Source organism: Methanomassiliicoccales archaeon, assembly GCA_038850735.1.
GTDB lineage: Archaea > Thermoplasmatota > Thermoplasmata > Methanomassiliicoccales > JACIVX01 > JACIVX01.
This window is the reverse complement of record JAWCLO010000016.1, coordinates 1-12,768: the sequence shown is the minus strand read 5'-3', so window position 1 is coordinate 12,768 and position 12,768 is coordinate 1. Positions and strand designations below refer to the sequence as shown.

The 12,768-nt window shown below is 42.5% G+C and carries 11 protein-coding genes; 5 read left to right on the top strand and 6 right to left on the bottom strand.

What is annotated here, in order from left to right; all coding sequences use genetic code 11:
• From QW087_07935 to QW087_07920, 4 genes are all read right to left on the bottom strand, one after another.
• On the bottom strand, positions 1–739 hold a 739-nt coding region (locus tag QW087_07935; protein ID MEM2944653.1), incomplete at its 3' end, for a hypothetical protein.
• 205 nt (positions 740–944) lie between these two features.
• Positions 945–1,610, bottom strand: a complete 666-nt coding sequence (locus QW087_07930; protein MEM2944652.1) for a hypothetical protein — start codon at positions 1,608–1,610, stop codon at positions 945–947.
• Positions 1,607–2,218: a hypothetical protein gene (locus tag QW087_07925; protein MEM2944651.1), complete on the bottom strand. Its 612-nt coding sequence runs from the start codon at positions 2,216–2,218 to the stop codon at positions 1,607–1,609. The genes QW087_07930 and QW087_07925 overlap by 4 nt, the downstream gene beginning before the upstream one ends.
• Positions 2,219–2,390: 172 nt before the next feature.
• On the bottom strand, positions 2,391–3,224 hold the full coding sequence (locus tag QW087_07920) for a universal stress protein (GenBank protein MEM2944650.1): 834 nt from the start codon (positions 3,222–3,224) through the stop codon (positions 2,391–2,393).
• Positions 3,225–3,330: 106 nt separating this feature from the next.
• Between QW087_07920 and QW087_07915 the strand changes: the two genes are divergently transcribed.
• The 4 genes from QW087_07915 to QW087_07900 all read left to right on the top strand — a co-directional run bounded on the left by QW087_07915 (position 3,331) and on the right by QW087_07900 (position 8,473).
• Complete coding sequence (locus QW087_07915; protein MEM2944649.1) at positions 3,331–3,984, top strand: phosphatase PAP2 family protein; 654 nt, start codon at positions 3,331–3,333, stop codon at positions 3,982–3,984.
• A gap of 219 nt (positions 3,985–4,203) precedes the next feature.
• A complete protein-coding gene (locus QW087_07910; protein ID MEM2944648.1) occupies positions 4,204–5,187 on the top strand; it encodes an EamA family transporter in 984 nt (327 codons plus the stop codon).
• Between the two features lie 732 nt (positions 5,188–5,919).
• Entirely contained in the window at positions 5,920–6,282 is a 363-nt protein-coding gene (locus tag QW087_07905) for a helix-turn-helix domain-containing protein (protein ID MEM2944647.1), read from the top strand.
• A 217-nt stretch (positions 6,283–6,499) separates the two neighbouring features.
• A complete protein-coding gene (locus tag QW087_07900; GenBank protein MEM2944646.1) occupies positions 6,500–8,473 on the top strand; it encodes a PAS domain S-box protein in 1,974 nt (657 codons plus the stop codon).
• Between the two features lie 48 nt (positions 8,474–8,521).
• Here QW087_07900 and QW087_07895 read toward each other — a convergent pair whose 3' ends face one another.
• Positions 8,522–9,418 (bottom strand): NAD-dependent epimerase/dehydratase family protein, encoded by an 897-nt coding sequence (locus QW087_07895; protein ID MEM2944645.1) that lies wholly within the window; start codon positions 9,416–9,418, stop codon positions 8,522–8,524.
• Positions 9,419–9,695: 277 nt separating this feature from the next.
• Here QW087_07895 and QW087_07890 point away from each other — a divergent pair, with 277 nt between their 5' ends.
• Positions 9,696–9,980, top strand: coding sequence for a hypothetical protein (locus tag QW087_07890; protein MEM2944644.1), 285 nt, complete (start codon positions 9,696–9,698; stop codon positions 9,978–9,980).
• Positions 9,981–10,294: 314 nt separating this feature from the next.
• Here the strand turns inward: QW087_07890 and QW087_07885 are convergent.
• A partial coding sequence (locus QW087_07885) for a hypothetical protein (GenBank protein ID MEM2944643.1) occupies positions 10,295–12,768 on the bottom strand: 2,474 nt, incomplete at its 5' end.

Here is a 12,768-nt window from a genome sequence, read left to right as displayed (position 1 = left end):
GCATGGAAAGCTGGCAATAAACCTTTGCCTGTTGATAATAAGGAACGAGTTCATCCTGCGGCACGGGAGGCAAGATCATCACATTTGGAGGCGATAGTCCCTTCAGCTTTTCCATGGCTTCATCTCTTGCCCCAATAGCAATGAAGTTTACGTTGGGAAGGAATTTTGCGGCCTCGACAAAGAGGTCGAGTCCTTTTAACCTCACTCGTTGCCAATTTTCGCAAAAAGCTACGCTGAGAACGATATCCGCCTTTTTATCGGATGGGAAGAATTGATCTGGATCGTATGAAGTAGGGATGGTAATAATATTCTTTCCGTTCGATGAAGATAACTCAGCTGCCTCTTTAGCAAGGGACTCATCAACTGCGATGACAAGATCCGCTTTATCGATCAAAATGCGCACCATTCTTGATTTTATGGGACTTAGCATCGATCCGTACGAAATTTCTTCTATTCGCGCAAGCTCATAACCACCCAACACCACGATGAATTTCTTGCCAAACACCTTTGCAATTACTAATGAAATGAGCGAATGAAAATCAGCGAACCACGTATAAATCAAATCGACGGATTTCGCCTTGAAAACAACCGCAAATATTGATCTAATGAACTTGACAGGGTCAATTCTGAAAAAACCAAAGTCTATAAAGGTTACATCGAATGCTTTCCGCAAAATCCGTAGATCCATATTCGTGAAAGATGTGGGTTTTGGCCGGACTAGGAGAACTTTCTTCCGCATTTCAAAAACCATCCTGAAAATTCATTGCTTGAAGACTCACCGCTTTCGTCTCCACCATATTTTCAATTTCTCGTTGAGAGCATATTGAGCAAAGTTTCACAGGTCCGATTTGCCATGATAAATACAGTCGATCAAAGGCTTGCAAAGAAGTACTTACTCCCATCTCAATTTCTCCTATCGTCACCGTGTTTTATCTGCCCAGCGCTCATTTCAGTACCACCTTGCCATTTTGATCACTTTCAGTTGTTCTATCCAAAATTTGCTCAAAGACTCTCCCTACTTTCATTTCCTCCACGATATCATCGACTGGTCGATATCGCAAGTAAAGGGGTCCGAGAACGGCAACGATAAAACCTGCGAAAATGTCGAAAACAAGATCCATGATGGTATCGCTCAAGGAGTACTGCATTGAGGTGCCCAGCAGCTTATCTAATGTGAATTCAATAATCTCCCAGAACACACCCATTGTACCAACGAAAACAATGATGAAAAAGGGGAGGAACCTGGGAGGAAGGTCAATCGAATCAACGTACTTATCGATGATCACGATCCCCACAAATCCAAAGGTGGCAATGAGCGAGGTTGAAAGGAAATGCGTCAATTTGTCCCACCACCACACCGTGTCGTAGAATTTTGCGAGGATGCCGAGATTGTGGAGAAAGAGAGCAAAGAAAATCCACAGCGTAAGCTCAAAGGGTACAACCAATATCCTTTCCCTTTTTAAAAACCATGGAATCATCGCCATGCCGAGGCCGAAAAGCGCTGAAAACGCTGCGTACAAATCGTCGTTAGCGAGTCCTAGTAAGAACATCGCAAATAACGACGCTTCGAAAAAATGGCCGAGATACCGCTCAACTTCTCCCCTTTTCACCGCTTATCCCCTCTGTCTATTCCAAAGCGTCTCAGCCTCTCTGCCGTCGTCTTTCGCAAGTAGATTGCAAGCATCACTCCCATGAAAATACCTCCGCCGAAGCTGTAAAGGAGGTTCAGCATGAGGTAATCGTTGTTCGGGAGGGAGTGGGTACCAAAGATCTCATCAGATACAAAGTCAGCAATCGCAAAGAAGCTACCAAGCGTCATGGTCAGCATGACCGTGAAGGCGAGTGCAAACACCATGTTCATTTTCACGCTTGTATAAGTGTGGATGTCGATAACCGTGACGAAACCTATGAGGAACGTGGCCATGACCTGAGATGCCCTCATGAGATTTTCAATGAACAATGATTTTTGTATGTTAAGAATTCCTGGGATGAAGTAGAGAAAAAAAGGAAGGGCGATGAGGAAAAGAAGTTCAAACGGCAAGATTCGTGCCAATGCCCGACTCATAACCGCTGGAAGAACGGTAATGCACAGGGCCCAGAAGCCCATGATGATCCAGAAGATGTTCGCGCTGAAGATGGCATACTCCGTAGCAAGGAAAATCAGGATCGCGAATGCCCACGAGACGGCGGTTTGGAGACGATAATCAAATGTCCTCATGCAATTCCTTCCCGCTCTCAGTCGACGGAGGAAGAGATGTTGAATGATATGTTCGTTTCTTGTAAAAAGTTTTCAAATACCTCTTTTTTAAACGAAACGCAGTATATGTGTTTTTTATAGGCGATCAAACAGTCAATGTAATGCCCACTTCCTCGATTCTTCAAAAGAATTGTCAGCAGCTCAACACAAGGAGCGGTACATCGGCCCTCCTAATCACCTCCTCTGATGTGCTTCCGAGGGCAAGACCCTTGAAGAAACTCTTCCCCGATGCTCCTATAATGATGAGCGAGGCTTCGAACTCCCTCACAGCCTCCAGAATATTGTATGATGGTGTACCATAATGGACGTGCGTCATGACTTCAAATCCGGCTTCCGTCAAATCTTTTTCCAAGGATTCCAAGTGTTTTCTTACTTCATCAAATCTCTTGTCTGAAGACACGCTGTATTTCCGAGATTCAATCACATGGAACAACACAATTTTCCTCAATCCCCGCTTCGCGAGATGATGCAAATGATCGATGATTTTATCCGTACACCTCGAGAAATCGACTGGCACGAGTGCTGTTCTAAAAAGCGTCGTGCAGGCAGGCTTGATCCTCCGAGCTCCATCTGCATCAATCACCTCAAACTTGTCGATAAGCACGGGCTTGCGCGTTCTCCTAACGACGCCAAATGACGTGCTTCCAACGAAAAATTCGCGTGCACGGCCCTTACCGCTCGATGCCATAACGATGAGTGTTACCTTTTCCCTTTCGGCCATTGCAAGAATCTCATGGACAGGATCGCCATATACGACTCTGAACTCCGCCTCAAACCCCCTTTCCTTCAGCTTGTTGACGAGATCCTCAGCGATCCTTTTTTGCTCGTCTGGAAGATCGCCTCTTGATGGCATGACGTGAAGGATGATCACATGTTCTGCACCGAACTGTCTAAGCTCTGCGACGCAATCTGTCATCATGAGAGATTGTTGGGAGAAATCGACGGGCAGGAGAACTTTTTCAAACATTTGATTGATCTAATAATTGGCGAAAGCTTAAACATTATTACGGGCGGAAAATTGCCCATCGAAAGAGCATTGTATCATTTGATACGATTCGCTTAGTGTGCAAAAAATGAAAGAAGCGCATGTGTCAACTTCTGATAAGCAGAAAGCAAAAGAAAGAAATTACCTCGTTATTGTCCTCATAGCGACCATCACAACCTTTCTTATAATTCTTCAAAACGATCGCGTGATCGCGTGGGATAAAAATGCTTTTCTTCAAATAAACGCTCTTTGGAATCCTAGCTTCGAGTTCGTGTGCAGGATTTTTGCTGAGATGGGTTCTTTCTTCTTCTGGTTTCTCGTAATTCCAATTTTCTGGTTTTTGAAAAAGAAAGAGCTCGCAATTTATTTGCTTCTAGCAATTCTCCTTCACATCGCGGTTGGCGGTTCCATTAAGTATGCTATCGATAGACCAAGACCTTTTGAGGTGTTGGAGAATGTTCACACTGTGTACCTTCCGAGGGATCCTTCATTTCCATCAGGGCATACAGAAGGAAGCTTTGCGGCCGCTGCTGCACTTGGTGCAAGGGACTGGCGCTTCATTTTACCTTTTGGCATATTCGCAATAGCAATTGGCTTTGGAAGGATCTATTACGGCGTTCACTGGCCGCTCGATGTTATAGGCGGCGCTGTCTTCGGAATAATCATAGGACTCATTGTATCGACATTGGATATTGATGTGCTCAAAGAGAAAATGATCAACATCGTTAAGATTTTTAGGTAATCATTGGAATCACACAAGTAAACACTTTGACAATTCAGACAGCGGAATTTTCGCCAGAGAGCAGTTTGTTGAGCGGCGAAAGCAAACCCTGATCAGAAATACGACTTTGATCGCAAACTGCTCTTTGTTAGCATTTTCCATGACTCGGCATTGCAAATATTTTAAATTTTTTCGAAAAATTAAAAGACCTTTTCGATAATGCGGATGCCGGTGGTGTCGATGCCGGTCTTCAAACCCGCATCGATAGGAGAAGGGGAGTTCACAAAGAACAAGGCCATAGCTCTCACCTTCCTCTCAAGCATGATGTTCGCCACTTCGTATGTGGCGATAAAAATCGGCGTGGAAGCGGGCGATCCACTCGCTTTCCAAGCGCTCGCCATCGGTTTAGGCGGCATTCTCGCAGTTTTTCTTGCAGTGATGAGGGGAAATTTGACATTGAGAATATATCAAAAATGGGAGGTTTGGGCAGCGATGCTTATTGGCGCTATATCGATCGCTCTCGAATTCCTTGGGATGACGATGACGAATGCCTCGAAGGGGGCACTCATCATAGGAAGTACGGTGGTGTTTGCGGCGCCGCTCTCAGCGCTTGTGCTTAAGGAGCGTTTCAACAGAACTTCTATGGTCGGAATCGCATTGGGAATGATCGGTCTTGTTTCCTTAACAACTGGCTGGAACTTCAAGAATTTGCTGGAAGGCGAGTTTCTTGGAGACATGATGCTCATCGGATCTGCAGCGACGGGTGCCACCATATGGGTTCTGACCAAAAGAGCACTGCGTCGTTTGACTTATGATCAGTGGATCACGGGTGTTTATACACTCTACCCAATACCGCTGTTCGTCTTTGCATGTGCAACAGGCGCATCCTTCGCTCTTGATTTGGATTCAATGATTCCCACATTTTATGTCGGAATAATGTGTACTTCCATACCATCGCTGCTGTGGGCAAAGGGATTGACGAAAATCACCGTGACGACATCGGCCACCATTGTGCTCTCCGAAGCTATCTTCGGAACCCTACTCGGTTGCATCATTCTGGGAGAAGTGCTCACATTCCCAGGTATCGCCGGTGCTGCCATGATCTTTGCAGCTATATACATCTCTGCGAAAAGAGAGGAGTCATGTGAGGATAAGGAAGAAGGAGTATCATGTGAATCACACGAAATGAATTCGGGGCACAGGTCTGCAACTGAATTCTGCTAGGCTTTGCCCTCGAAGATGAGATTTATTCTCGAAATACAAATGACCTCATGCCATTGAAATGAGTTTTGCACAATCAATACTACCAGTCTCGACAAGTTTGAATTCTCGATGCGATGATCCCCTGGGTAATTCAATCCCTCACAATGGCTCGCTGCACTCAAAATTTCAAATAATTGCAAAAAAGTAATCAAATGAGTTAGTAAAATAAAAAACGAAAACGTAAATTAGTTACCAGAGGAAACAAATAAAGCGTCCGAACGCTCTCACTGAATTTTATGGTCGGTGATGTACCACCCACTTTATTACTTCTTCGTAGCTTTCTTCTTCTGTCCCTTTTTCTCCTCTTTCTTTGTTCCTCCCTTCTTTGATCCACACTTTCCGCAGGACACTATTCAACCCCCTTTTGTAAAGTTTTTAGATGCAGTACCATATATAAATATTTCCATTATCTAAAAGATTACTAAAATTAAAACGATGAAAACTGGAAATGATATAGAAAGGGGGGATGAATTTACCTCTAGAATTTGCGATCATACTTGAAATCAAGACTTTGTTGAAAATACAGAAAAGGAGATTAATCATTTGATGATTTGATGAGAAGAACGCGAGCAAGGCGAATGCCAAGTATTAGACTGGCTAACACAATCTCGCGGCCGATCGAGAGAATCAAAACTGATAATCACAAAAGATAATTTAAATATCGATCTCGTCGTCCTTCTCATTTGTGAGAATATGCATGCACTTGAAACTTCTCGTTTGCTAACTGAGGAGTACTGCGCTAAGATACTGCTTGGCACGATGTCAAGACCGCGGAGTGCTGTTGAACTCAGCGAGTCGCTGGGCATTCCCATCGCTGCGTGTTATAGGAAAATACATGCACTTGAAAAGGCAGGTTTTATTGTTTGCGTAGAAAAGCGATTGACTCAGGCAGGCAAGAGAATCGCTTACTATCAGTCACGCATTAGAATTGCAGAAATTATATTTGAAAAGGGCAGAGTGAGAGCAAGAGTAGAGATGACCGATGGGACGGCTGAAGATTATAACTATGAATTCAACATACCAAAGATGGTCAATTTTATCGGTGGTGCTCGGTAAGTAAAAGAAAATGATAACGATTAGATGGCTGACAATGTTTTTCAAAACTTCTTAATTATCAATCGTCTTCCGAAAACACTTTTCGTGTTCCCCGCTCTAACATTCTTTCAGAATCTTTTTTTCTTTCTTGTTTCAATAAAAGTCGAGGTTCATTTAGAAAATTTTATTTGAGAATTCCGTATTAATAAGCAAGAAAGTTTATCAAGGATAGCACTCCATGGAACGAATTGACTTCAAGAAAATTGTTGAGACCATAAATGATATCGTTTATCTCATTGATAATGACGGGAAGATTGTATATGTGAATCCAGCCATCGAAAATATTCTGGGGTATAAACAAGAAGAAGTCATGGGAAAGTCGATTTTTGACCTGATGACGCTGACTTCAAGACGATTTTCATATTCACAATTTTCTGAAAGGATTCAGGGCAAGAGAGCAGATTCTAGGTATTTTGTTGATTTCATTGCGAAAGAGGGGCACATTAAGCGGTGCGAAATCATCGCCCAATTGATCACATGGAAAAACGGGAGTAAGTACGTGCAAGGAACGATTCGGGATATGACCTTGCACGAATCGATGAAAAATGAAATTGAAATTGAAAAGAGGCGACTTGAGCTACTCATCGATTCTGCGGGGATCATCATCATTGAATTGGAATTTGACGGCACCATAACAATGTTCAACAGGGGCGCTGAAGAGATATTTGAATACTCTCGATCAGATGTTATTGGAAAGAATTTTTTCGATATGTTTGTGCCGCCAAACAGTAGGCAGGAAGTAGAGAGTCTAATCGAAAATGAAGTAAGAGATGGGAGAATCGTAAGAAGGACATGGGACACAACGACGAAGGAGGGGAGAAAGATCAGTGTCAGTTGGATTCTCAGCGGATTCATAAACCCTCAGGGAAAGCTCACAAGCATTGCGATTGGGGAGGATATTACAGAGCTTCAAGAAAAGAGAAAATCGTTGACCAGATATATTTCTCTCCTGAAACTTCTTAATGAAATTAGCCTTTCAACGCAATCGACGCTCAACCCGGACGAAGTGATGAGAACCTCGATCGAAAAAGTCACGAAATTTTTTGGCTTCAACAGTGGAATGGCATTTTGCCTCGATGAAAACATGAAACCACAGAAGACGATTTGCATCGGAAAATTTTGCAACGATGAACGAATAACGGAGGACAAAGATTTTGTGATGGAGCTTGAGCGCACTGTTATTTCCAAGAATTCAGTCATGTGCACATCTCCTTCCACTGGAGATATCAACATCCTGAAAAGATTTCCAGATGCAGCAACAGTTGTTTTCTCCCCTATTAACGGGAGAGAATTGAGGGGAGCTATCTGCCTTTGCAGCGATTTTCCTTTGGAGCTTTCTAAATACGATGAAGAATTCTTTGCGACGCTTTCATTAATACTGGGCTACGCTTGCGAGAATGCCATGCTGTACTCAAAATTTCGCGATCAGGTTGAGAGGATCAAGCTTTACAGTGACATCTTGCTTCATGACATCATCAATTACATGACGCCTATCTCAGCGTACGCGGAGATACTCGACAACGCCGTAAGAAGCGATCAATCAGAAAAGCGCGAAAAGGATTTGAGCACATATTCGCTCAAATTGAACGCATCGCTCAAGAAGCTCGTCGAATTCATTGAAAATGTGAGAATACTCGTCAGACTTCTCGAGCAAAAAGAACTTCCAATTGTCTCAATAGATTTAATCAAATCTATTGAGGAAGCGGTGGTGATTTCGAAGGAAAGATATCCCGATGCAAACATCACTATGATTAGAGAAACAGATCGGCCAGCTACCATTCTGGTCAATGCGGATAATGCCCTGCCCCACGTATTCCTTAATATTATCACGAATGCAATAAAATACAGCGAGGCGCAGCCCATCACGGTTCAAGTAAGTGCGGACACTACGAACAATATCGCGAGAGTTGCAATCGAGGATCGAGGACCTGGTATTCCTGACGAAATCAAGGAAAGAGTATTCGAACGTCGTTTTGCCGCTGACACAAATAAAGCGAAAAGAGGAACAGGCATAGGACTTTCCATTGTAAAATCGCTGGTCGATCGATACGGCGGAAAGGTTTGGGTTGAAGATCGAATTGAAGGAGACAGATCGCAGGGTTCACGCTTTTTGATCGAGTTGACTCTTGCTGATTTGGACAATTCCTCATAAGAAAATCAATACATCAAGTGCTGAGCTATTTCCACTCGTCGCAATTTTCTATTTTTTGCATTCAAGCAGCGCACGCAAGCCGTCCTCAAGTGAAATTCGAGGCCTAAATCCTAAGAAATCTCTTGCCAAAGTGATATCTGCAACGCTGTGCTTGATATCACCCTCTCTGGGCTCAGTCCTCACAACCTCTATATCGCCGCAGATTGATGTAAAAATGTCAGCAAGCTCGTTTATCGATACAGCCTTGCCAGATCCGCAATTGAGTACGAGATTGCGGACTGGAGAATTGATGGCAAGACGGATCATATAAGCCACGTCAAGCGCATGAATGAAGTCCCTCGTTTGCTCTCCATCGCCTTCGATGATGATCGGCTGTCCAGCCTTAATTCTACGGGCGAATTTCGTGATTACGCCGGAATACGGACTCTTCGGATCCGCTCTGGGAGAATAGAAGTTGAAAGGTCGTATTATGAAGTAATCGAGGTTGTAGCAGTCTCCGAATGCCTTCACATATTCCTCGCCAGTCAGCTTGCTGATGCCGTACGGCGATTTCGGGCATGTCGGATGGGCTTCATCCACCGGCAGATACTTGGGATCGCCGTAGACAGCAGCGCTTGATACGTACACAAATAGCTCAACCCCTGCAATAAACGCAGATTTGAGAAGGTTCAGCGTTCCCATAATGTTGATGTCGGCATCAATGAGAGGATCTTCGATGCTTTTCTCAACGCTCACCTGCGCAGCCGCGTGCACAACGACATCTGCCCATTCGCATTCCTTCAGAACGCTCTCTTTATCTCTTATATCAATAATCGAGACCAAATCGGAATGCGCCTCGATTTCAGGCCTTCTAAGATCGATGCCCTTGACTTCGTGATCGCATGCCAGTTCGTCAATGAGGTACGAGCCGAGCTGCCCGGAAGCGCCTGTTACAAGGATATTCACATCTATGAATAATAGAATGTCAACAATATAAATCTGTCAGATATTGCAGCAACTTCAAAGATCGATACAGAAAATCATCGATACAGAAAACTTTTGTTGAATTTCCTGAGAAATTCTTTGAAAGAATTTTGGTAATAGGAAATACTCTTGACCTTTTCTAATCCAAAACCTAGTTGATTATGCTGATAATGTGGATTCATCCTAATTTATTGATTCGATTTACCATCGAAAATCACTGGTTCGAAATGATTATATCTCTAGAGCTAAATAAGTTCCTATGGGAAACAGTATGCTACTTGAAGTACTAACTGACGATAAGAAAGATGTTATTACAAAGGATGGAAAAAGAATCGGGACGTTTGTCGGTGCGACCGTCGATACAGAAACGTGGAAAGTTGTTACACTCGTAGTCGAGGTCTCAAAAGATGTGATTGAAGACTTAAAGATTAAGAAATCGGTACTTAAGATTCCGCGAGTTGCGATTAAGACAGATTCTGTAGGCGTTGTTGGAGATATCGTCCAGCTCAATATTGATTTCAAGACGCTTCCAGAATATCTTTAGAATTCATCTTTACATCTCGTTTCACGCTATGAATTCAATTCAGGTCGCATCGTATGACAAGTGTTGAGAAATACACTACATTAAGTTTCTGTGTGATCATTTACAATTCTTCTTAATTTGTCACCATTCCATTGCTAGATAGATCACAACCATGTAATCTTAAGGATCAGTTATGTAGACGTTTTCATTGCATTTTGATTGAAATCCTCTATCTATTCAATTAGCTAAGTTATTCTCATCTCAAAATGAGAATTAGCGATATTCCTTTGCCAAAAGTATGAAAGATTCAAATAAAAATGGAAAAAGAAACCACATTAGCCGATGTTAATGTCTTGAATCAGCCCTTTCTGACCATCTGTAACCCGATCCATAACATAGTCTTCCCAAAGCGAATCGGAATAGTTGGAAAACATAAACAAGAAGCCATCGGCAGTAGAGACCAACAGATCAGTTCTGCCATCTCCATTGATATCAGCAGCTACCATCTTTAGAAATTCCTTCTTGAAATTATCCGCATCAAGTTTTTGATAACTAGTTGCCAAGTTCAACGCTAGCCAATTTGACTGACTTGTTTCACGATAATAAATCATGATTACCGATATCTTAGAATTAGAATCGTAATAGGAAACCGCAATATCATTTAATCCATCACTGGCAATAATGTTACCAACACCAACGCTCTTTAGTATTATTTTATTTAATGATGGTGCTACAGTGATTATAGTCGGAGCAGTGCTAAACAGGTCTCCATTAACATTTGCAAAAATCAATACCGAGCCCTCACCAGTGGTTCTCTTACACAACACGACAAAATCTTTTAATCCATCACCGACCACATTCGAAATATCTATCGAATAAATCTCCTGTGCATATGAAGAAACAAGCATTGGTGTACCGATATACATTTCGATTACCCGAATTGATGTCAAATCCTTTTCATTTCTATTTGTATCAATAACTCCTATGTAAACTTCTCCGCTGATACTCTTTGGCATCGTAGCAACAATGGGTACATCAGGTACAGTACTCTCAGTCACTTGAAAATCAAAAAATGTCTTGACTTCCGGTCCTGTGGTTGCAGTATAATAATAAAATCTGAAGTTTTCAAGTAATTGTGCATTCAGATCAACCTTCTGTGCACGCAAATAAAACGTTAAATCGTTTGCGGTATTCGTAGGTTTAACATTAAATTTCCATTCATGTTGCAGTGCGGCGACATTCCAGGTTACTTCAATAGCCCAATAATCAAAATCAACTGTTGAAGCTGCTATGTTTTCAAATAAAACAGATAGATCCTTCAATTTCACTGGATCGAGGTAGTATGGAGAACTTTGTGGAAAGACGTATTCTGCCTGCGCCCATTCTCCATTGGTATTGCTGATGGGTATCATATCTATTTGGGTGCTATCGTAGATATAACGTATGACACCACTTTCCGAAGATGCCTTATAATAGGCCAAAAATCTTATTGATGCCGGAGTTACATACTCGTAGCTTCCTAGGTTAGTTGGATCCCACTTAACCACATGAACCGTTTTGCCTCCATTCACTGTATATACTTGGTTTGCATCATCTACATTTCCCACGTTTGCAAGTTGGGCGATCTCATCCTCCGTAGCAGTGTGATATTCTCCAGTCACGGAACCTTGTGTTAGGATAAAATTCCGCGTAGTAAAAGGGATGAGAGATTCCCTAATTTCTTCATAATCATATGCAACCTCCTCCATGGTCTTGGTATAGTCGCCAGCTACTATCGTCCCATAAATAGTATTATAATCTGAAACGGGATAATTTCGGACGGTTATTTGAGCATTAGCGGTCAAGGCATTCCTCTTCCAAACAGTACCATCAGATCGCAGATTCTGGTAAACCGCAATGATACCATTTCTTGTCCCTACCGCAACGTCCAAACCTCTTTCTGTGTCAGCTTGACTGCCGCTAGCCCGGGTGTTGGCGACCTTAAGATCTGTGATCTCTACAGGAGTGTTTACCGCACCCTCTCTTAGAACATTCTGAGATTCATCTTTGAATTGCCATTCAGTCCACAAGCCATCATTTCTGTAGAACGCCAGGTTTCCGCTTATGTCGGCTACAATAATATCAGGATCGTTATCAAGATCGATGTTTCCTAACGCAATTTTCTTAATTTCAGATGACCAAATAGCAATAGTTCTCTTATTCCATCCATCTAGTAATCTATAATACGCATTTATTTCGTACACTCCGCCCGGCTTGGTTAAAACGACCGTAACGATGTCGTTTCTTCCGTCCAAATTAAGGTCGCCTGTTGCAACTAATTTACATATAGGATTATCATTAGTATTCGAGCTCATTGTCACAGGCTCAACAAAATCCGGTTGCAACCAGTTCCTGTCACTTTCGTAAAATCGAAGATAAGAATACTTTCCAGCCCAAGCGCTACTGGTCGCCAGGGAAGAGCCCAAAATGATATCAAGCTTTCCTTTAGGTGCATCAATATTTATCACATGTGAAAGTAGATATGTTTCGCGGTCTGTTTTGAACATGTCATACCTCAATATATAGTAATTTGCTCCAGCGATCCATGGATCTCCATCTGTGGCATATCTTAGGTCAATTACAAATCTGAATATTCCTGGCGATACCATCCACACATTGCTAACGGGACCGTTATAACTCACGTCGCTTGAGGCACCAACTGCTTTCGTTGGAAGTCTCTTTACTTGAGCTCTATAATCATAATCCCTTATCTCAACATCGCCACCATACTGATACCAATCGATACTAGGCAAAGCCGATCTAATCTCAA

Coding starts and splice junctions, on each gene's coding strand:
- QW087_07925 (MEM2944651.1), bottom strand. CDS start 2,218: ATGAGGACATTTGATTATCGTCTCCAAACCGCCGTCTCGTGGGCATTC.
- QW087_07920 (MEM2944650.1), bottom strand. CDS start 3,224: ATGTTTGAAAAAGTTCTCCTGCCCGTCGATTTCTCCCAACAATCTCTC.
- QW087_07915 (MEM2944649.1), top strand. CDS start 3,331: ATGAAAGAAGCGCATGTGTCAACTTCTGATAAGCAGAAAGCAAAAGAA.
- QW087_07910 (MEM2944648.1), top strand. CDS start 4,204: ATGCCGGTCTTCAAACCCGCATCGATAGGAGAAGGGGAGTTCACAAAG.
- QW087_07905 (MEM2944647.1), top strand. CDS start 5,920: ATGCATGCACTTGAAACTTCTCGTTTGCTAACTGAGGAGTACTGCGCT.
- QW087_07900 (MEM2944646.1), top strand. CDS start 6,500: ATGGAACGAATTGACTTCAAGAAAATTGTTGAGACCATAAATGATATC.
- QW087_07890 (MEM2944644.1), top strand. CDS start 9,696: ATGGGAAACAGTATGCTACTTGAAGTACTAACTGACGATAAGAAAGAT.